The following is a 20,089-nucleotide window of genomic DNA, read 5'->3' as shown; positions in this document are numbered from 1 at the left end:
CCGGCCCGGGACGTCAAACGCGCCTCAGGGCGAGGCGGCAGGTGCCAAGGCGGGCCGGCGGCGGGGCCGGCGGCTGCCCCAGCCGCTGCCGGTGGTGAGGTCGACGGCGCCCTGCGAGGTGAAGCTTCCCGTGGGGCCGAGGCCCCGCAGCTCCGCCGTGATCGCGAATCCCGCCCCGGCCTCCTCGACGCTGAACAGGTGGTAGCCGGCCCGGTGGACGACGATCCCCCCGCGCGCGGAGGCGCTGGGAGCCCCGACCACGGGCACGGGGCCGGCGGGCCCGCGCAGGATCGCGACCGAGCCGACATGGTTGTGGCCGTGGATCACCAGCTCGGCGCCGACCCGGCCGATCATGGCCTCGAAGCGATCGGCATCGACGAGGTTGCGCGTCGCGGGTGCGCCCCCGACATGCGGCGGATGGTGGATCATGACGACGCGCGCGAGGCCCTCGCGGGCGAGCGCGGCGAGCATCGCCTCCGCCTCCTCGATCTGGCGCCGCCCGAGCCGGCCGCTCGCAATGAAGGGCGCCGTCGGCACGGCGGAGGACAGGCCCAGGAAGGCGACCGGCCCGCGCCGCCGGACATAGGGGAAGCGGTGTGCTCCCGGCTCGTCGCCGCGGGTGAAAGGATCGACCGCCAGCAGCAGTCCGGCAAGGGAGCCCGGCACATAGGCGTCGTGGTTGCCCGGCACGAAGCTCACGGTCTCGGGCGTCCCGAGGCCGTCCAGGAAGATGCGCGAGGAGGACCATTCGCCGGCGAGGCCGAGATTGCAGATGTCGCCCGTGCAGACGATGTGGTCCGGCTCCTGCTCGCGCAGATCCTTCACGAGGGCCGCGAGGACGTCCATGCAATGGGCCGTGTGCCGGCCGCGCCGCCAGTTGACGTAGCCGGTCAGGCGCTTGCCCAGGAGTTGCCTGAGGGCGGGCCGCGGGAGGGGGCCGACATGGGGATCGGTCAGGTGGGCGAAGCGGAACATGGGGGCGTGACCCTCGCGCCGCGAAGACGCTGCCGTCAAGCCGTGCCGGCGGGCCTGTGGCAGAATGGACGGGCCGCGGCTCAGGCGGCGTAGGCCGGGGGCGGGTGGAGCTTCATCGGCCGGCCGGCCGCCCGGACCTGTCCGGGAACGTCGTGGCCGACGAGCCCCGGAAGCTCCTGCGAGAGGGCGACGAGGCGGTCGAGGTCGATGCCCGTCGCGACGCCCATCTCCTCGAACATGCTGGCGAGATCCTCGGTGCAGACATTGCCCGTCGCGCCGGGCGCGAAGGGGCAGCCGCCGAGTCCGCCGAGCGCCGCGTCGAACCGCGTCGCGCCCGCCTCCCAGGCCGCCAGCGCGTTGGCGAGGCCGACCCCGCGGGTGTTGTGGAAATGAAGCGTCAGGGGGAGGCCGGGATGGCGCGCCAGCACCTCGCCGACGAGCCGCTTCACCTGGAGCGGATTGGCCATGCCGGTCGTGTCGGCGAGCGTGACGGCGAGGCAGCCTTCGTCCAGGAGGCGGGTGACCTGGTCGAGCACCGCCTTCGGATCGACGCGGCCCTCGAAGGGGCAGCCGAAGGCTGTCGCCACGCTCGAGGTGAGGTCGACGCCCGACCCCTCGAGAGCCCGCCGGATCTCCGCAAGGGCGGCGAAGGAGGCCGCGCGCGGCATGCGCAGATTCGCGCGATTATGCGTCTCCGAGGCGGAGATGACGACGTTCACCTCGTCGGGCTTCGCGGCGGCGGCGCGCTCCGCGCCCCGGGCATTCGGGATCAGGGCCGCGTAGCGGACGCCCGGCCTGCGCCGGATGCGCCGCAGCACCTCCTCGCCGTCGGCGAGAGCGGGCACGTGCTTCGGCGAGACGAAGGACGTCGCCTCGATCTTTGCGATTCCCGTCTCCGACAGGCTGTCGATCCAGGCGATCTTCCGCTCGGTCGGCACGAAGACGGGCTCGATCTGGAGGCCGTCGCGGGGGGCGACCTCGTGCAGCGCGACGCGCGGCGCCTCCGGCCCGGCCATCAGACGATTCCCTCCCGGCGCATCCGGGCGATCTCGTCTGCGCGATAGCCGAGTTCGACGAGCACCTCGTCCGTATGAGCGCCGAGGGCGGGGCCGAGCGCATGCATGGCGCCCGGCGTCGCCGAGAGCTTCGGGGAAATGCCCGGAACGGGCATCGCGGTCCCGTCCGGCAGGCTCGCCTCGACGATCATGTCGCGCGCCCGGTAATGCGGGTCGGCCACGATGTCGGCTGCGTTGTAGATGCGTCCCACGGGCACGGACGCCTCGGTCATCGCCTCGATGACCTCGGCGATGCTCCGCCCGCGCGTCCAGTCCGCGATCGCCGCGTCGATGGCCGCGACCTGCGCCACGCGGCCGTCGTTGCGGGCGAGGCGCGGATCCTCGGCGAGGTCGGGCCGGCCGACCCGGACCATGAGGCGCTTGAAGATGCTGTCGCCGTTGCCGGCGATCAGCACGTAGCCGTCCGCGCAAGGGTAGGCGTCGGTCGGCACGATGCCCGGGAGCGCCCCGCCCGAGCGCTCGCGGATCGTGCCCGCGACGCCGTATTCCGGGATCAGGCTCTCCATCACCGAGAGGACGCTCTCGGTCAGCGCCACGTCCACCACCTGCCCCTTGCCGCCGTTCCTGACGACGTGGATCACGCTCATCAGCGCCCCGATCACCCCGTAGAGGCTGGAGAGGGTGTCGCCGATCGAGATGCCGGCGCGGGACGGCGCCCGGTCGGGCGAGCCGGTCGTGTAGCGGATGCCGCCCATCGCCTCGCCGATCACGCCGAAGCCGGGCCGCTCCGCATAGGGCCCGGTCTGCCCGTAGCCCGAGATGCGCAGCATCACGAGCCGCGGATTGAGGGCGGACAGGGCCTCCCAGCCGAGGCCCCATTTCTCCATGGCGCCGGGGCGGAAATTCTCGATCAGGATATCGGCCTCGGCGGCGAGGCGGCGCACGATCTCCTGCCCCTCCGGCGTCCTGAGATCGGCCGTCACCGAGCGCTTGTTGCGGGCCTGGAGATACCACCAGAGCGAGGTATCGCCGTGCATGACGCGCCATTTGCGCAAGGGGTCGCCGATGCCCGGCGGCTCGATCTTGACGACATCCGCCCCGAACTCGGCCAGAAGCCGCCCGGCATAGGGCCCGGCGATGAGCTGGCCCAGCTCGACGACCTTGATCCCGGCGAGCGGCCCCCGCCGTTCCTCCCGATCCATGAGAACCCCTAAGCTGCCCCGCCCTGTCCCGCGTCGGGCAGGGGAAAGGTCACCGATACCCGCAAACCGCCGGGATCGTAATCGATGCCGACCTCGGCGCTCATCTGCGCGGTCAGGATGCGCTGGAGGAGCCGCGTGCCGAAGCCCTGGCGGGTCGGCGGCGCGACGGGCGGGCCGTCATGCTCGGTCCAGGCGAGATGCACCCGCGCGGGCTCCGTCTCGGCCTGGACCGTCCAATCCACCGCGACATAGCCCTGGCCATGGGCGAGCGCGCCGTATTTGGCGGCATTGGTCGTCAGCTCGTGGAAGGCCATGCCGAGCGGCACCGCATAGCCCGAGGGCAGTTCGAGCACGGGGCCGCTCACCCGCACCCGGGCGCTGCCGTTGTCGTAGAGGTCCAGCTCCTTGGCGAGAAGCTCGTGGATGGAGGCTTTCTGCCAGTATTCCTCGGTGAGGATCGTATGCGTGTTGGCGAGGGAGATGATCCGGCCGGTGAAGTCGTGATAGAACTGGTCGATGCTCGTGGCGCCTCGCGCCGTCGCGCCGACGATGGCCTGGACGGTCGAGAGCGTGTTCTTCACCCGGTGGTGCAGCTCGCGGATCAGGAGGTGCTGGCGGTCCTCCGCATCCTTGCGCTCGGTGATGTCGAGGCAGAGGCCGACCAGCCCGGTCGGGCGGTCGCCGTCATAGGTGGCCCGGCCGCGGATCTCCGCCCAGCGCGGCAGGCCGCTTCCGGTCGAGAGGCGGCATTCGACCGCATAGTCGGCCCGGCTTTCGATGGCCGCCTGGGCCGCCCGGAGCAGCCGCTCGCGGTCCTCCGGCTCGATGATCGCGAGCAGCCCCTCGTAGTCGAGCGGCGCGTCGGCGGGGAGGCCGAGATTCGCCTTGCAGAGAGGCGAGGCGAGGAGGCGGTGGTCGGGGAGGCTCAGCTCCCAGAGGCCCAGGCGCCCCGCCGCCACCGCGAATTTGAGCCGCTCCTCGCCCTCGGCGATCGCCGCCCGGCTGCGCTCCAGCGCCTCCATGCGGTCGCGGAGCTGGTATTGCCGGCGCCGGCTCGCGAGGCCCGTCCGCACGATGCTGACGAAGGTCATCGGATGGAACGGCCATTCGAGCACGGTCACGTTGCCGAGGAGCCGGATCAGCCTCTCCGCCTCCGTGTCGCGGGCGGCCTCGTCGCCGGCGGCGGAGGTGAGCAGGATGAAGGGAAAGTCCGACCAGTCGGGCTGGGCGGAGACGAGGGTGGACAGGTCGTAGAGATCGGCCGAATCGATGGCGGGCCCGGTCAGGACGGCGAGGCCGGAACGCGCGATCCGCGAGACGAGGCAGCCGAGATCGGCGCAGGTGACGGAAGCGAGGCCGGCCTGGCTCAGCGTGTCGGCGATCAGGGCCGCCTCGCCCGCGGGCGAGGCCAGGATGGCGACCGCTTCGGGATTGGGGTCGTCGAGCGTCACGGCCGGCCGTCGCATCCTCCAGGGGACCGCGCGGACCGTCCGGCCCGCCTCGCCCTGCGCGACATGCGCCCTTCCCCCATCCCCCGTGCTCTACCATCGAGGCGCGCCGGAGGCGAGACGTCTCTCACCATCGGACGGCGACGGGCGCATCCGCCTGGATTTCGGCGAGGCGGGTCCGGGTGGACTCCGTGGTCCCTTCCGGAAGCGCCTCGATGTCGAAGAAGGCGGCCTCGGCGATCTCGCGGTCCGCGCGCTTCGGGCCGGTCTGCCGGAAGGCGCGCACCTCGTAGACGAGGACATGGTCGCGCCGGGAGGAGCGGGTATTGAAGCAGATGCCGCGCAGGACGGGCGGCGCGGTCAGCTCGATATTGGCCTCCTCCCGCAGCTCGCGGCCGAGCGCGTCGAGCGCCGTCTCGCCGATCTCGACCCCGCCGCCCGGAAGGTGCCAGCCCTTCACATAGGTGTGGCGGATCAGGAGGACCCGGTCCGCCTCGTCGATCACCGCGCCCCGCACGCCCAGCGTCAGGCCGCGCGAGACCAGGAACCATGCATGCAGCGCACGGAAGAGGAGCGGCGCCCGCCCGCTCACGGCCGCCCCGGCGAGCGGGAGGGGCTCCCGGCGTCCCTAGGCCGCGGCGCCCGCGCTCTTGGAGATCCAGCGGGCGAGGTCGCCCTTGGGCTTGGCGCCGACCATCTGGTCGACCTTCTGGCCGTCCCGGTAGATGAAGAGCGTCGGGATCGAGCGGATGCCGAGCTTGGCGGCGATCTTCGGGTTCTCGTCGATATTGATCTTGGCGATCTTCACCCGCCCGGCCATCTCGGCGGAAATCTCCTCCAGGGCAGGTCCGATCATGCGGCACGGCCCGCACCACTCGGCCCAGAAATCGACGACGACGGGCTCCTTGGAATTGAGGACGTCGGTCTCGAAGCTCTGATCGGTGACCTTCACGGTTGCCATGGAACGTTCCTTTGCGGGTCCGCAATGCGAAGCGCGAAGGTAGGAACGCCGCGATGCGGGGTCAAGGAAGCGACCCTCTTTCCGGGGTGTACGGAGCCTGGCGTTCAGCGGTGCGCCCGGCGCTGGCGCTTCCCGGCCGCCGGCTCGGCCGCCGCGCCCTCCTCGGGCGGGGTCCAGACCCCCGAGACCCTCATGCGGATGTCCCGCAGCCCGGATCTCGACAAGGTGCGGCTCTGGCCGAGCGAGACGAAATCCTCCCGGGACCGCGTCCGCGCGCCGTGGGAATCGCCCAGATAGACCACAGGGCCGCTCTTGAGGACGAGAATGTCCCCGCGGCGGATATTGGGATCGATGAGGAACCAGTCGGGATGTTTCTCGGGATCAATGCTCCGCTGGCGGCCGGCCGTTCTGGATTTTCCGTCGGGCTGCTCGCCGACCGCATGCCTGGCTTCGCCACGGCCGGGGGCGCTGCGGCGGCCCAACTCGCGCTTGTGATGGCGAGGGCGCTCCGCGTGGCCGTGAGCCCCGCGCTTGGGGCGGACCGAGATGTCGAGGGGAGAGCGGGAATACGGCACCGAGTAGGTGGGTGCCGGGCTCGGCGCCTGGCCTCCTCCGAAGAGGAATTCGAGGAAGGCGGCCGCGGGTGTCGCTCCGGCGAAAGCCGCGGCGCAGATCAGGAGGGCGCCACCGAGAACGGCAAGCCGCTTTCGCGGCTGCCTTCCTGCGATCCCGATTGATGGCGGGGCCGCGTCGCGGCTGCCGATTCGCATGACCTTCCCCGGCGCTGGCGTTCCATGGGGCAAGGCTCAACGCGCGGGGGGGAGGTTTCGTTCCGCGGGCGGGGGAGCGTCGTTCTCCGTTTTCGTCCAATCCCGCCAGAGGAGGTGGATCACCGCCATCAGCGCCGGGCCCAGGAACAGGCCGAGGAGGCCGAAGGTCTCGACGCCGCCGAGGATTCCGAGCAGCACCCAGATGAAGGGCAGCTTGGTGGCCCCGCCGATCAGGGCGGGCCGCACGGCGTGGTCGGCCAGGAAGACCACGACCGTGCCCGTCGCCACGATGGCGACGGCGGCTCCCAGGGAACCCTGGGCCAGGACGATGAGCGCGGCGGCGCAGAAGACGATCGCGGCCCCGATGGGAATCATGGCGGCGATGGCCGTCGCGGCCGCGAACAGCGTCGGGTGCGGCACCCCGCCGAGCCAATAGGCGATGCCGATCAGGACGCCTTCGCCGAGGCCGACCAGCACGAGCCCGTCCACCGTGCCGTGGATGGAGGCGACCATCTGCCGCCCGACGCGCTCGCCGTGGGGGCCGACGGCGCGGTGGCTCGCCCGCAGCAACTCGCGCGCGAGCCATTCGCCGTCCCGGTAGAGGAAGAACAGCGTCAGGATCGTGAAGCCGAAAATGACGCTCCTGTGCAGGATCTGCCCGCCGAAGGAGCGGCTCAGATCGGCCAGCGCGCCGTGGTTCAGGCGCTCGATCAGGCCCGAGGCCGCCGTGCCGCTGGAGAGGTTCTGCGCCCACCAAGCCGTCGCGGCCGGTCCGACGAGGGGCAGGTTCGCGAGCCAGTCCGGCGGGGCGAGGCCCGAGCGGCGCGCCTCCTCGACCAGGGCGATCACGACCCGGGCCTCGCGCGCGAGCTGGACCACGGCGATGCCGAGCGGGATCAGGAAGAGCAGCGCGACGGCGAGCGTCGCGAGGGCGGGCCAGAGGATGTCGTGGCCGCGCGGCGGGAAGGCGCGCCGCAGGCGCACGTAGAGAGGCCAGGTCGCGACCGCGAGAATCGCGGCCCAGCCGAGGGCCGGCAGGAAGGTGTGGATGGTCCAGAGCCCCGCGAGCAGGAGCAGGAGCCCGAGGACGATTCCCGTCCGCTGCTGAGCGATGCTCGTGCCCTCGTCCACGGTTCGGGGGCCGGCCTGTGGATCGATCATCGGCATCGAAAGCCTCCGCGCCGGAGAGAGGACAGGGACCAAGACACCTGACGCGAAACCCGCTAGCAATCGGCGGCGAGGATGGCGAGCGGTTTTCGGCGGATGGCGGGCATGACCAACGTGACCATCGACGGCGAGCGGCTGTGGGGCACGCTCATGGAGACGGCCGCGATCGGCGCGACCGCGAAGGGCGGCATCCGGCGGCTCACTTTGTCCGACGAGGACCGGCGCGTGCGCGACTGGTTCAAGGCCGCCTGCGAGGAGGCCGGCTGCACGGTCACCGTCGACCGGATCGGCAACATGTTCGCGCGCCGCGAGGGCCGCAATCCGGGCCTGCCGCCGATCTGCATGGGCTCGCATCTCGACACCCAGCCGACCGGGGGCAAGTTCGACGGCGTGCTCGGCGTCCTGGCGGGCCTCGAGGCTTTGCGCAGCCTGCATGCGATCGGCTACGAGACCAATGCGCCGCTGGAGGTGATCAACTGGACCAACGAGGAGGGCGCCCGCTTCACCCCCGCCATGATGGCCTCGGGCGCCTTTGCCGGCGTCTTCACCGAGGATTACGTCCTCTCGCGGCGCGACCGGGACGGGGCGAGCTTCGCCGAGGCGATCGAGGCGATCGGCTATCGGGGCGAGGCGCCGGTCGGCGGCAGGCCCTTCTCGGCCATGTTCGAGCTGCATATCGAGCAGGGGCCGATCCTCGAGGCCGAGGGCAAGACGATCGGCGTCGTCACCGGCGTGCAGGCGATCCGCTGGTTCGAGCTGACCATCCGGGGCGCCGACGCCCATGCGGGGGCGACGCCCATGCGGAACCGGCGGGACGCGCTGGCCGGGGCGGCCCGGGCCGTCCTGGCGGTCGAGGAGGTCGCGCTGGCCCACGGCCCGGACGGGGTCGGCACGGTCGGCATCCTGGAATGCCGCCCCGGCTCGACGAATGTCGTGCCCGGCGAGGTCTTCCTGACCGTCGACCTGCGCCATCCCCTCGATTCGACCCTCGCTTGCATGGAGGAGGACCTGCGCGGGCGGCTCGCCGCCGTGCAGGGAAAGCTCGATTTCGAGCTGGAGCGGATCTGGGTCTCGCCCGCCGTCCATTTCGACGAGAGGCTGATCGGCCATGTGCGGGAGGCTGCCGAACGGCTGGGCCTGCCGCATCGCGACATCGCCTCGGGCGCCGGCCACGACGCCGTCTATGTCGCGAAGGTCGCGCCCACGACCATGATCTTCGTGCCCTGCCGCGAGGGCATCAGCCACAACGAGGCCGAGGAGAGCACGCCCGCCCAATGCGCCGCCGGCGCGCAGGTTCTCCTGAATGCCGTGCTCGCCTTCGACGCCACGCTGGAGGGGAGCGCGCGATAGCGGGGCCGGCGAGAGGGCCGGGCTGGACGATTAATTCTTCTTCATGTGACGGCGCCGCCTCTTCTCAGCCGTGGGTCCGGTCCGTAAAATCGGCCGGGTTTGCGATGAGACGGTTCGGTCCCTGGACCCGTCCGGTCCGGGCCCTTGCGTTGATGCCGAAACCGCCCCGCTTCATATTCCGCCGGCACCCCGTGCCGCTGCGCATCCTGCTCGCAGGCACGGCGGCCTTGGCGCTCACCGCCTGCGACCTGACCCCGCCCGACACGGGAGTGCCGATTCCGGCCGCCTACAAGGCGGGCGGGGCCGTGCCTGCGCCGGCGCCTCGGCCCGACTGGGTGACGGGATTCGGCTCGGCCGAGCTGAATGCGCTCGTCGCGGGCGCGCTCGGCCAGAATTTCGACATCGAGGCCGCCATCGCCCGCATCAACGAGGCCGAGGCACAGGCCGTCGTCGCCAGCGCGGCCCTGTTCCCCTTCCTCGGCGGGACGGCCGACGCCTCCCGCACGCAGACGCAATCGGGCGCCGGCCCTCTCATCTCCAACCGGGTCGGCCTCGGCCTGACCGCCTCCTACGAGTTGGATCTCTTCGGCAAGAACCGCTACGCGGCCCGCGCGGCCGACGAAACGGCGCGGGGCGCCAGGTTCGATCGCGACACCGTCGCGCTCGCCACCATGGCCTCGGTCGCCAACACCTATTTCGCCCTCGCCTCGTCCCAGGACCGCCTGCGGATCGCCGAGGAGAATGTCCGCATCGCGACCCGCGTGCTCGAGGCCCTGCAAAGCCGGCTCTCCGTCGGGACGGGCACCGCCCTCGACACCGCCCAGCAGGAAAGCGTGGTCGCGCAGCAGAAGGCGCGCATTCCCCCGCTCGTCCAGGCGGTGCAGCAGAACCGCAACACGCTCGCCCTCCTCGTCGGGCGCCCGCCGCAGAGCCTCTCGGTCAAGGGCGGCAGCCTCGACCGGCTGCGCCTTCCCGCGCCCCGCCCCGGCCTGCCGGCCGCCCTCCTCCTGCGCCGCCCCGACATCGCCTCGGCGGAGGCGAACCTCGCCTCGGCCGAGGCCTCGGTCGCCTCCGCCCGCGCGGCCTTCTTCCCGACGATCCAGCTCACGGGCTCGGGCGGTGTCCAGAGCGCCGCCCTGCGCAGCCTGTTCGGACCGCATACGGCCATCTATTCGGTGGCCGCGGGCCTGACCCAGCCGATCTTCGACGGCGCCGCCCTCAAGGGCCAGCTCGATTTCGAGCGCGGACGGACCGCCGAACTCGCGGCGATCTACAAGAAGGCCATCGTGCAGAGCCTCACGGATGTCGAGAACGCGCTGGTCGCCGTGCGCCAGAGCGCGGAGCTGGAGGCGCGCCAGCGCGATTCGGTCGTCGCTTCCCGCAAGGCGCTCGATCTCAGCGAGGCGCGCCTGAAGGAAGGCACGATCGACGTCGTCACCCTGTTCACCGTGCAGACGACCCTGTTCAGCGCCCAGGACAACCTGGCGCTGGCGAAGCTCCAGCGCTTCAACGCCTCCGTCTCGCTGTACCAGGCGCTCGGCGGCGGCTTCACCCAGGCGCGCTCCGATCCCGTCGCGACAGGGGTCGACAGGCTGACGCTCCCCATCGGGGCCGACGCAAGATGAGGCGCGCGGTCCGCTATCTGGTCCTGACCCTCCTCGTGGCCGGGGCGGCCGTCTTCGTCTGGCGCGAGACCTCCGCGCCCCCGAGTCCCGGGGTGGCCCAGGGCGACGGCCGTCCGCCCCGGCGCGGAGGCGGCGGGCGGCGCGGCGGCGCCGAGGGGCCGACCTCCGTCCTGGCGGAGCCCGCGCGCATCGCCGACGTGCCCGTGACCCTGGACGCGGTCGGCACGGTCCAGGCGCTCAACACCGTCACGATCCGCTCGCAGGTGGACGGCCGGCTCGTCGAGCTGGCCTTCAAGGAGGGGCAGGACGTCAAGCGCGGCGACCTCCTGGCGCGGATCGACCCGGCCGTCTACCAGGCGCAATACGATCAGGCGGTCGCCAAGAAGGCGCAGGACGAGGCGACGCTGGCCAATGCGCGCCTCGACCTCCAGCGCTACGTCGCCCTCGCCACGACCAATGCCGGCTCGCGCCAGCAGGCCGACACGCAGAAGGCGCTCGTCGCCCAGCTCCAGGCCCAGGTCCAGGCCGACCAGGCCGCGATCGACAATGCGCGAGCCTATCTCGACTACACGACCATCCGCGCGCCGCTGGACGGGCGGCTCGGCATCCGCCTCGTCGACCAGGGCAACCTGATCCATGCGAGCGACGCCACCGGCATCGTGGTCATCACCCAGTTGCGGCCCATCGCCCTCGTCTTCAACCTGCCCCAGCAGAACCTGCGCGCCGTCACGGCGGCGATGGCGCGCGGCGAGGTGCCGGTCGAGGCGCTGGAGGCCGACAACCGCACGGTGATCGATCGCGGCCGGCTGGAGGTGGTCGACAACCAGGTCGACCAGCAGACCGGGACCGTCAAGCTGAAGGCGGTCTTTCCCAACGAGAAGCTGCCGCTCTGGCCCGGCGGTTTCGTCAATGTCCGCTTGCGGACGGACATCCTGAAGCAGGTCGTGGTCGTGCCGACCGGCGCGGTCCAGCGTGGTCCCAACGGCCCCTTCGTTTATGTGGTCCAGGGGGGGAAGGCGGTGCTGAGGCCGGTCGCGATCACGCGGCAGACCGAGGATATCACCGTCCTCGCCTCCGGCGTCACGCCGCCCGAGCCCGTCGTCACGACCGGCTTCGCGCGCCTCACCGACGGCGCGCAGGTCACGGTCGCCGAGGCTGGGGAGGCCCCGAAGCCCGGCAAGCCGGCCGTGGGCGCGCCGGCTCCCGCCGCGACGCCCCCGGCGGAGAGCCCGGCCCCGGCGGCGGGACCCCGGCCCGCGCATGAGCGCCCCTTCCGCTCACGCGAAGGGGGAGGAGGGCGCGAGCCCCGGCGCGTCGGCCCCGCTGGGAGCGGACCCTCCGCTGGGAGCGGACCCTCCGCAGGCAGCGGGCCCCCCGCCGGGGGCGGATCCTCTGCCGGAGGCGCGGCGCGGCCGTGAGCGTTTCCTCGCCCTTCATCCGGCGGCCGATCGCGACCTCGCTTCTCGCCGTCGCCATCCTGATCTGCGGGGTGCTGGGCTATCTGAAGCTGCCGGTGGCAAGCCTGCCGCAGGTCGATTTCCCGACGATCCAGGTGACGACGCGCCTGCCCGGCGCGAACCCGGACACCGTCGCCTCGACCATCACCGCGCCGCTCGAGCGGCAATTCGGCCAGATCCCGGCCCTCGCCGGCATGTCGTCGAATTCGAGCTTCGGCCTGTCGCAGGTGACGCTGCAATTCGAGCTGGACCGCGACATCGATTCGGCCGCCCAGGACGTCCAGTCGGCGATCAACGCGGCCGGCTCGACCCTGCCGCGCACGCTGCCCTTTCCGCCGACCTACAACAAGGTGAACCCGGCCGATGCCGCCATCGTCTCGCTGGCCCTGACCTCCTCGACGGTGTCGCTCCGCGAGCTGTCGGACCTCGCCGACACGTTCATCGCCCAGCGTCTCGCCGAGGTCTCCGGCGTCGGCGCGGTCACGATCCAGGGCGGCGTGCGGCCCGCGATCCGCATCCAGGCCGACCTCGCCCGCCTCGCCGCCTACGGGCTGAGCCTGGAAGACCTGCGCAGCGCCATCGCGGCCGCGAACGTCGCCGGCCCCAAGGGCGCGCTCGACGGCCCCACCCAGTCCTATACGATCGCCGCCAACGACCAGCTCGCGGCCGTCGAAGAATACCGCCAGCTCACCGTCGCCTATCGCAACGCGGCGCCCATCCTGCTGAAGGACGTCGCCGTCATCGTCGACGGGCTGGAGGATGCGCGGGTTGCGGGACGGTTCGGCGCCGACGTCGCCGTCATCCTCGACGTCCAGCGCCAGCCCGGCGCCAACGTGGTCGAGACCGTCGACCGCATCCGCACCCAGCTGCCGCGCCTCTCCCAGGCCATGCCGGCCGGCGTCGAGCTGCGCCTCGTGCAGGACCGCACCGAGACCATCCGCGCCTCCATCCACGAGGTGCAGCTCACGCTGGTCCTGTCCTGCGTGCTGGTGGTGCTGGTGGTGCTGCTCTTCCTGCGCACCGTGCGGGCGACGATCATCGCCGGGGTCGCGCTGCCGCTCTCGATCGTCGCCACCTTCGGGGTGATGTGGCTCGCCGGATTCAGCCTCGACAACCTCTCCCTCATGGCACTGACCATCGGCACGGGCTTCGTCGTGGACGACGCCATCGTCATGATCGAGAACATCGTGCGCAAGATCGAGGAGGGCGAGCGGCCCTTCGAGGCCGCCCTCTCGGGGGCGCGCGAGATCGGCTTCACCGTCATCTCGCTCACCGTCTCGCTGATCGCGGTCTTCATCCCGCTCCTGTTCATGACGGGCCTCGTCGGCCGCATGTTCCGGGAATTCGCCCTCACCCTGACCATCGCGGTGGTCGTCTCGGCGGTGATCTCGCTCACCTTGACGCCAATGATGTGCGCCGTCCTGCTGCGCCGCCCGCAGGCCGAGAGCCGCTGGCAGCGCATGGCGGAGGCCCCGATCTCCTGGATGAGCCGCGCCTACGACGCGAGCCTGCTCTGGGCGCTCCGGCGCCCGGCCCTGATGCTGCTCGTGACGGCGGGGACCCTCGCGCTCACGGGCTGGCTCTATCTCGTCATCCCGAAGGGCTTCCTGCCCGACCAGGATACGGGCCTGCTCACCATCACCGTCGAGGCGGCCCCCGACAGCTCCTTCGCCGAGATGCTGCGCCTCCAGGAGGAGGTCTCGGCGCTCGCGCGGCGCGATCCCGACGTCGCCTCGGTGATGGCGGCGGTCGGCGTCGGCGCCCTCAACCCGACGCCCAACGTCGCGCGGCTGACCGCGGTGCTGAAGCCGCTCGACCGCCGCCGCGCCTCGGCGGGGGAGATCGGCGAGCGCCTGCGCGCGGCGGCCGCCGCCATCCCCGGCGTCACGCTCTATGTCCAGGTGGTGCCGGATATCCGCATCGCGACGCGCGCGAGCCGCTCGCAATACCAGTACACGCTCTCCGGCTCCGATGCCGCCGAGGTCTCGGCCTGGGCCGCGCGCCTCGCCCAGGCGCTCCGCGAGGACCCCGCCCTGCGCAACGTCGCCCTCGAGACGCAGGAGGGCGGGCTGCGGGCGAACCTGATCGTCGACCGCGAGACCGCGGGCCGCCTCGGCATCACGATCCAGTCCGTGACGGACATTCTCAGCGACGCCTTCGGCCAGCGCCAGATCTCGACGATCTACGGCCAGTCGAACCAGTTCAGGGTCATCCTGGAGGCGGCGCCGCACTACCAGTCGAGCCCCGACGTCCTGACCAAGCTCTACCTGCCCGCGAGCCTCCAGGTCGCGCTCTCGGCCAATGGGGCGACGCCGACCACCGTCCAGGGCGCGCGCGTGCCCCAGATCCCGCTCTCGACCTTCGTGCGGCTGGAGCGGACCACGGCGCCCCTCGCCATCGCCCACCAGGAGCAGTTCCCGGCCGCGACCATCTCCTTCGACGTGGCGCCGGGCTCGGCCATCGGCACGGCCGTCGAATCGATCGCGCGGATCGAGCGCGAGCTCGGTGTGCCGAGCTCGATCACCGCCTCCTTCTCGGGCGACGCGGCGGAGTTCCAGCGGGCGCTGGCCGGCCAGCCCTGGCTGATCCTCGCCGCCGCGGTGACGATCTACATCGTGCTGGGCATGCTCTACGAGAGCTTCATCCACCCGCTCACGATCCTCTCGACCCTGCCCTCGGCGGGGGTGGGCGCGCTCCTCGCCCTGATGGCCTTCGGGCAGGACCTCTCCATCGTCGCGCTGATCGGCATCATCCTCCTGATGGGGATCGTGAAGAAGAACGCCATCATGATGATCGACTTCGCCCTCGCGGCCGAGCGCCAGGATGGGCTCGAGCCGCTGGAGGCGATCGTGCGCGCCTGCCGGCTGCGCTTCCGGCCGATCATGATGACGACGCTCGCGGCCCTTCTCGGGGCCGTGCCGCTCGCCATCGGGCACGGGCCCGGCCACGAATTGCGCGTCCCGCTCGGCATCACCATCATCGGCGGGCTGCTGCTGAGCCAGCTCATCACCCTCTACACGACGCCCGTGATCTATCTCGGCTTCGAGGGCCTGCGCCGGCGCTGGGCGGGCGGGAAGGCGCGCGAGGAATTGCAGCCCGAGTTGCCGTTCGGCGGCCCGGCGGGATAGAGGACATTCCCCGCGCTCCGCACCCGCCGGGGAGCGAAGCTGCGACGCAGCGAAATGGCAAGGGCCGAGGCCCCCCGCCCCGCCGGAGAGGATCGTGTCGAAGCTGAATCTCAAGGAGACCTATTCGCGCTTCGTCGGTCTCCTCAGCAAGCATCCGGGTCTCCCGGAGCCGCTGCAGACCGCGATCGGCGGAGAGTTCGAGGCTTTCGGCATCATCGAATGCGAGATGCTGCGCTTCTACGGCCTCGAGCCCCATCAGGACCTGGTCGATGTCGGCTGCGGTTCCGGCCGACTCGCCATTCCGCTGTCGCGCGAGCATCGGGGCGGATATCTCGGCACCGATCTCGTCGAGGAACTGCTCGATTACGCGCGGGCCCGATGCGGCCGGCCCGACTGGCGCTTCGAGGCGGTCGACCATGTGAGGATTCCCGCCGCGGACGAATCGGCGGACATGGTCTGCTTCTTTTCCGTCCTGACCCATGTCCTGCACGAGCACAGCTACCTCTACCTGGAGGAGGCGCGGCGGGTGCTGAAGCCGGGCGGGCGGATCGTGTTCTCGTTCCTGGAATTCGCCGATCCGAGCCACTGGGCGGTCTTCGAGACGACCCTCGACGATACGCGAGGGCCGAACGTCCACCCCTTGAACGTCTTCATCGAACGGGCGGTGATCCGGTGCTGGAGCCAGAGGCTGAACCTGCCCGTGGTCGAGATCCGCGACGGTGCCGACCCCTTCGTGCCCCTGAAGGAGCCCGTCCGGCTCGAAGGGGGAGAAGTGCTGTCCGGCCAAGGCATGCTGGGCCAGGCGATCTGCGTGCTGGAGAAACCGCGGGACTGAGGCCGCCGGCTTTCCGGAAATCTCCTATCCCGATCTCTTCGGGATGCGCGGCCGCGGGGACGGGGCGGTGGATGGACGGGGCGGGGCGGCCTGCGGATCGGGCGGGGGCTCGCCGAGGATCGCGCGCTTCACGGCCTCGTAGCCCTCCCGCTCGCCTTGCTGCTGCCCGGCCTCGAGCTTGCGAACCAGCGACTCGAATTGCGGGGGAACGGTCGGCTCTCCCAGGAAGGAGGGCTTTCCCGCCTCGATCTGAAGCTCGTTGCGCAGGCGGCGCCCCAGATGCTCCTGGACATCGCGGGGCAGCTTCGTGCCGGGGGGCGTTCGATCGTCGTCTTGCATGGTCAACTGCGACTTGCTCCGCGTCAACTCCGGCGCGCCGCAAAAGTTCTGCCGGTTCCGCCGCCGATTGTCACCCCGTCCCATAGAAGTGAGAGACGTCTCAGTCCAAGGTCTGGTGTGGGATGCGTGACGAATGCTTGCCTCCTTCGCTCCGGCGCGGCACCTAGAGGCGCGGAAACAGGGAGGAGCGGAATGAGCACGACCGTCGGCGGCTATCGCGAGGCTTATGAGGCGGCCCGCCGCGACCCGGAGAGGTTCTGGCTCGACGCCGCCAGGGCGATCGACTGGATCTCGCCGCCCAGCCGTGCCTTCGACGGCTCCCTCGGCATCTACGGCCGCTGGTTCCCGGACGCCGTCTGCAATACCTGCCACAACGCGCTCGACCGCCACGTCGCGGGCGGCCGGGGAGACCAGGCCGCGATCCTCTACGACAGCCCGGTCACGGGCGAGAAGCGGCGCATCACCTATGCCGAGATGCTGGACGAGGTCCGTGTCCTGGCCGGGCTGATGGCCGAGATGGGCGTCTCGAAGGGAGACCGCGTCCTCATCTACATGCCGATGATCCCGCAGGCCCTCGTCGGCATGCTGGCCTGCGCGCGCCTCGGCGCGGTCCATTCGGTGGTGTTCGGCGGCTTCGCCGCGCGCGAACTCGCGGCGCGGATCGAGGATGCCGAGCCGAAGCTCATCCTCGCCGCCTCCTGCGGGCTCGAGCCGAACCGCATCGTCGCCTACAAGCCCCTCCTCGACGAGGCCATCGGGATTTCGGCGCACAAGCCCGAAGCTTGCCTGATCTTCCAGCGGCCCCAGGCCGCGGCGAGCCTCCAGGAGGGCCGGGACCGCGACTGGGCCGCGGCCGTGCGGGATGCGGCGTCCCGAGGCGTCTGTGCCGATTGCGTGCCCGTCCAGGCGACCGACCCGGCCTATATCCTCTATACCTCGGGCACGACGGGCCGGCCGAAGGGGGTCATCCGCGACACGGGCGGCCACATGGTGGCGCTCGCCTGGTCGCTGGCCAATCTCTATGGCATCCGGCCGGGCGAGGTGTTCTGGACGGCCTCGGATATCGGCTGGGTCGTCGGCCATTCCTACATCGTCTACGCGCCGCTGATCTGCGGCGCGACGACCGTTCTCTTCGAGGGCAAGCCGGTCGGCACGCCGGATGCCGGCACCTTTTGGCGCATCTGCGAGGAATACCGCGTCGTGACGCTCTTCACGGCGCCGACGGCGCTCCGGGCCATCCGCAAGGAGGATCCCGAGGGGGCCTTCGTGAAGGCGCACGACCTGTCGCGGTTCCGGGCCTTGTTCCTGGCCGGCGAGCGGGCCGATCCCGACACGGTCGCCTGGGCGGAGCGGACCTTCGGCATCCCGGTGATCGACCATTGGTGGCAGACGGAGACGGGCTGGGCCATCTGCGGCAACCCGTTCGGGCTCGGCCTCCTGCCGATCAAGCACGGCTCGCCCACGGTGCCGATGCCCGGCTACATCCTCGAAGTGCTCGACGAGGGCGGCAAGCCCGTGCCGGCGGGCCAGATGGGCACGCTCGCGATCAAATTGCCCCTGCCTCCCGGCAACCTGCCGACCCTGTGGCGCGACGACGCCCGCTTCAAGGAGAGCTATCTCTCGACCTTCCCCGGCTACTATACGACCTCGGATGCGGGCTTCATCGACGCGGACGGCTACGTCTTCGTGATGGGGCGGACGGACGACGTCATCAACGTCGCCGGACACCGCCTCTCGACCGGGTCGATGGAGGAGGTGCTGGCTTCCCATCCGGCCGTGGCCGAATGCGCCGTGATCGGCGTCAAGGACGCGCTGAAGGGCGAGGTGCCGGCGGGCTTCGTCGTGCTCAAGGCCGGGAGCGAAAGCGAGGTCGCCAAGGTCGAGGGCGAGCTGGTGCGCCATGTGCGCGACAAGATCGGGCCGGTCGCCGCCTTCAAGCTCGCGATCGCGGTCGGCAAGCTGCCGAAGACGCGCTCCGGCAAGATCCTGCGCGGCACGATGAAGAAGATCGCCGACGGCGACGACTGGACCATGCCGGCCACGATCGAGGACCCGACCGTGTTCGAGGAGATCACGGTGGTGCTGAAGGCGCGCGGCCTGCCGGAGTGAGGACGGGGCGCGGGTTCCTGCGCCGGGCGCTCCTCTCCCCGCTGGCGGGGAGGGTTGGCGCGGTGGAAGCCGCCAGATGTGTTTGTGGAAGGGGGGAGGGGGCGCTGCGCCTTCCCGCCCCTTCCCGCCGCCCCTTCCGGCTGCTATCTGCGCCTTATCCCTTCACAGCGTGTCCCGCCTGAGCGCAAAGCTCACCGGCTCCGCGCGGATTCCCGATGACCACCCATTCGATCGACAAGATCCGCAACTTCTCCATCGTGGCGCATATCGACCACGGCAAGTCCACCCTCGCCGATCGCCTGATCCAGGAGACGGGCGCCCTCTCCGCGCGCGAGATGACCGAGCAGGTCCTCGACAACATGGAGATCGAGAAGGAGCGCGGCATCACCATCAAGGCGCAGACCGTGCGCCTCGAATACCGCGCCCGGGACGGCCAGGATTATGTCCTGAACCTCATGGACACGCCCGGCCACGTGGATTTCGCCTATGAAGTCTCGCGCTCGCTCGCGGCCTGCGAGGGCTCGCTCCTCGTGGTCGACGCCTCCCAGGGCGTCGAGGCGCAGACCCTCGCCAACGTCTACCAGGCCCTCGATGCGGGCCATGAGATCGTGCCCGTCCTCAACAAGATCGACCTGCCGGCGGCCGAGCCCGAGCGGGTCAAGCAGCAGATCGAGGACGTGATCGGGCTCGACGCCTCCGAGGCCGTGCCGATCTCCGCCAAGACCGGCCTCGGCATCGACCTCGTGCTGGAGGCCATCGTCACCCGCCTGCCCCCGCCGAAGGGTGACGAGACGGCGCCCCTCAAGGCCCTCCTCGTCGATTCCTGGTACGATGCCTATCTCGGCGTGGTCGTTCTGGTGCGCATCGTGGACGGGATGCTCCGAAAGGGCATGACCATCCGCATGATGGGCACGGGCGCGGTCTACGGCGTCGACAAGGTCGGCGTGTTCCGGCCGAAGATGCTGGACGTCGCGGCTTTGGGGCCCGGCGAGGTCGGGTTCCTGACCGCCTCCATCAAGGAGGTGGCCGATACCGCCGTCGGCGACACCATCACGGAGGACAAGCGGCCGACCGCCGCGATGCTGCCGGGCTTCAAGCCCGTCCAGCCGGTGGTCTTCTGCGGCCTCTTCCCCGTGGACGCGGCCGAGTTCGAGAACCTGCGCGCCGCCATGGGCAGGCTGCGCCTGAACGACGCCAGCTTCACCTACGAGATGGAGACCAGCGCCGCGCTCGGCTTCGGCTTCCGCTGCGGCTTCCTCGGGCTGCTCCATCTCGAGATCGTGCAGGAGCGCCTCGAGCGCGAATTCAACCTCGACCTGATCTCGACCGCGCCCTCCGTCGTCTACCACCTCAACATGCGCGACGGCACGATGAAGGAACTGCACAACCCGGCCGACATGCCGGACGTGATGCGGATCGAGACCATCGAGGAGCCCTGGATCAGGGCCACGATCCTCACGCCCGACGATTACCTCGGCGGCATCCTCAAGCTCTGCCAGGACCGGCGCGGCATCCAGGTCGACCTCAACTATGTCGGCAAGCGTGCCATGGTCGTCTACGACCTGCCGCTCAACGAGGTGGTGTTCGACTTCTACGACCGGCTGAAATCGATCTCGAAGGGCTACGCCTCCTTCGACTACCAGCTCACCGACTACCGCGAGGGCGACCTCGTGAAGATGCAGATCCTCGTCAATGCCGAGCCGGTCG

The 20,089-nt window shown here is 70.8% G+C and carries 16 protein-coding genes; 7 read left to right on the top strand and 9 right to left on the bottom strand.

Annotation, left to right across the window (positions count from 1 at the left end):
- Positions 1 to 24: 24 nt before the first annotated feature.
- From PKD06_RS01480 to PKD06_RS01445, 8 genes are all read right to left on the bottom strand, one after another.
- Positions 25 to 975 (bottom strand): metallophosphoesterase, encoded by a 951-nt coding sequence (locus PKD06_RS01480; protein WP_324377029.1) that lies wholly within the window; start codon positions 973 to 975, stop codon positions 25 to 27.
- A gap of 80 nt (positions 976 to 1,055) precedes the next feature.
- Positions 1,056 to 1,991: a hydroxymethylglutaryl-CoA lyase gene (locus PKD06_RS01475; protein WP_324377026.1), complete on the bottom strand. Its 936-nt coding sequence runs from the start codon at positions 1,989 to 1,991 to the stop codon at positions 1,056 to 1,058.
- The gene (locus PKD06_RS01470; protein ID WP_324377024.1) at positions 1,991 to 3,193 is read right to left on the bottom strand and encodes a CaiB/BaiF CoA-transferase family protein; all 1,203 of its coding nucleotides are present in this window, start codon (positions 3,191 to 3,193) and stop codon (positions 1,991 to 1,993) included. The genes PKD06_RS01475 and PKD06_RS01470 overlap by 1 nt, the downstream gene beginning before the upstream one ends.
- 8 nt (positions 3,194 to 3,201) lie before the next feature.
- A complete protein-coding gene (locus PKD06_RS01465; protein ID WP_324377022.1) occupies positions 3,202 to 4,644 on the bottom strand; it encodes an HWE histidine kinase domain-containing protein in 1,443 nt (480 codons plus the stop codon).
- A gap of 124 nt (positions 4,645 to 4,768) precedes the next feature.
- A complete protein-coding gene (locus PKD06_RS01460) occupies positions 4,769 to 5,233 on the bottom strand; it encodes an NUDIX domain-containing protein (protein WP_324377020.1) in 465 nt (154 codons plus the stop codon).
- Between the two features lie 36 nt (positions 5,234 to 5,269).
- On the bottom strand, positions 5,270 to 5,602 hold the full coding sequence (trxA, locus tag PKD06_RS01455) for a thioredoxin (RefSeq protein WP_324377018.1): 333 nt from the start codon (positions 5,600 to 5,602) through the stop codon (positions 5,270 to 5,272).
- Between the two features lie 104 nt (positions 5,603 to 5,706).
- Entirely contained in the window at positions 5,707 to 6,372 is a 666-nt protein-coding gene (locus PKD06_RS01450; RefSeq protein WP_324377016.1) for a hypothetical protein, read from the bottom strand.
- A gap of 36 nt (positions 6,373 to 6,408) precedes the next feature.
- Positions 6,409 to 7,539: an AI-2E family transporter gene (locus tag PKD06_RS01445; RefSeq protein ID WP_324377014.1), complete on the bottom strand. Its 1,131-nt coding sequence runs from the start codon at positions 7,537 to 7,539 to the stop codon at positions 6,409 to 6,411.
- 105 nt (positions 7,540 to 7,644) lie between these two features.
- Between PKD06_RS01445 and PKD06_RS01440 the strand changes: the two genes are divergently transcribed.
- The 5 genes from PKD06_RS01440 to PKD06_RS01420 all read left to right on the top strand — a co-directional run bounded on the left by PKD06_RS01440 (position 7,645) and on the right by PKD06_RS01420 (position 15,934).
- Positions 7,645 to 8,889 carry a M20 family metallo-hydrolase gene (locus PKD06_RS01440; RefSeq protein WP_324377012.1) on the top strand — a complete coding sequence of 415 codons (1,245 nt, stop codon included), beginning with the start codon at positions 7,645 to 7,647 and terminating at the stop codon, positions 8,887 to 8,889.
- 191 nt (positions 8,890 to 9,080) lie between these two features.
- Complete coding sequence (locus tag PKD06_RS01435; RefSeq protein ID WP_324377010.1) at positions 9,081 to 10,514, top strand: efflux transporter outer membrane subunit; 1,434 nt, start codon at positions 9,081 to 9,083, stop codon at positions 10,512 to 10,514.
- Positions 10,511 to 11,932, top strand: coding sequence for an efflux RND transporter periplasmic adaptor subunit (locus PKD06_RS01430; protein WP_324377008.1), 1,422 nt, complete (start codon positions 10,511 to 10,513; stop codon positions 11,930 to 11,932). The genes PKD06_RS01435 and PKD06_RS01430 overlap by 4 nt, the downstream gene beginning before the upstream one ends.
- The gene (locus PKD06_RS01425) at positions 11,929 to 15,099 is read left to right on the top strand and encodes an efflux RND transporter permease subunit (protein ID WP_324377006.1); all 3,171 of its coding nucleotides are present in this window, start codon (positions 11,929 to 11,931) and stop codon (positions 15,097 to 15,099) included. Before PKD06_RS01430 ends, PKD06_RS01425 begins: the two co-directional genes overlap by 4 nt.
- Positions 15,100 to 15,193: 94 nt before the next feature.
- A complete protein-coding gene (locus PKD06_RS01420; protein WP_324377004.1) occupies positions 15,194 to 15,934 on the top strand; it encodes a class I SAM-dependent methyltransferase in 741 nt (246 codons plus the stop codon).
- 24 nt (positions 15,935 to 15,958) lie between these two features.
- On the opposite strand, the gene PKD06_RS01415 is transcribed toward PKD06_RS01420, so the two are convergent.
- Positions 15,959 to 16,279, bottom strand: coding sequence for a hypothetical protein (locus PKD06_RS01415; RefSeq protein ID WP_324377002.1), 321 nt, complete (start codon positions 16,277 to 16,279; stop codon positions 15,959 to 15,961).
- Between the two features lie 186 nt (positions 16,280 to 16,465).
- On the opposite strand from PKD06_RS01415, the gene PKD06_RS01410 reads away from it, so the two are divergent.
- Entirely contained in the window at positions 16,466 to 18,382 is a 1,917-nt protein-coding gene (locus PKD06_RS01410; RefSeq protein ID WP_324377000.1) for a propionyl-CoA synthetase, read from the top strand.
- A 215-nt stretch (positions 18,383 to 18,597) separates the two neighbouring features.
- Positions 18,598 to 20,089: translation elongation factor 4 (gene lepA, locus PKD06_RS01405; protein ID WP_324376997.1), on the top strand; the 1,492-nt coding region annotated here is incomplete at its 3' end.

Origin of the sequence: Enterovirga sp. (genome assembly GCF_035325185.1) — a bacterium.
In the GTDB taxonomy this organism is placed as follows: domain Bacteria; phylum Pseudomonadota; class Alphaproteobacteria; order Rhizobiales; family Beijerinckiaceae; genus Enterovirga.
This window is presented reverse-complemented; position numbering and strand designations above follow the sequence as displayed.